The organism is Verminephrobacter aporrectodeae subsp. tuberculatae At4 (assembly GCF_000193225.1).
Classification (GTDB): Bacteria; Pseudomonadota; Gammaproteobacteria; order Burkholderiales; family Burkholderiaceae_C; genus Acidovorax; species Acidovorax aporrectodeae.
Genome location: NZ_AFAL01000888.1, coordinates 1 through 449, shown reverse-complemented (window position 1 = coordinate 449; position 449 = coordinate 1). Strand labels below are relative to the sequence as shown.

The window sequence follows — 449 nt, the reverse complement described above, 5'->3', positions numbered from 1 at the left end:
GCGGCTGCGGCTGGACTTCGAGATCGCCGATGGCGGGCCGTTCGACGCCGACGGCCAGGCCAACGGCGCCATCACCGCGCCCGGCGCCGCAGCGCGCATGCCCTTGTCCCTCGTAGGGCAGACGCCGGATGCGGCGGGCGACCTCTGGTTCTGACGCTACAGCACGCAGGGCCTGGCACAGCGGCTGCCCAAGCCTGTCCCCGCGCCCCGACGGGGACGGCTTGAACCCGAGGAGTTGACGGGGCTGGCTCCGCATTCGCCTGCATGGTGCGGACAGGGCGCGCCTGCGCGCGCCGAACGATCCCGATCGCGCAGGCGACAAGCCACAGCAGCCGTTGCCCGGAGCCGGCGCAATACGCAACGCGCAGCGCTTCGGGCAGCGCCAATCCCTCTGCGCCCCCGCGCACGGTCCCGCTCAACCAGCCTGGCGCGCACGCACAAACGTGGGG

1 protein-coding gene is annotated in these 449 nt (G+C 73.3%); it reads left to right on the top strand.

Annotated elements, in window-relative coordinates; all coding sequences use genetic code 11:
• Positions 1–4: 4 nt before the first annotated feature.
• The gene (locus VTU_RS35615) at positions 5–154 is read left to right on the top strand and encodes a choice-of-anchor U domain-containing protein (RefSeq protein ID WP_322835873.1); all 150 of its coding nucleotides are present in this window, start codon (positions 5–7) and stop codon (positions 152–154) included.
• Positions 155–449 lie beyond the last annotated feature (295 nt).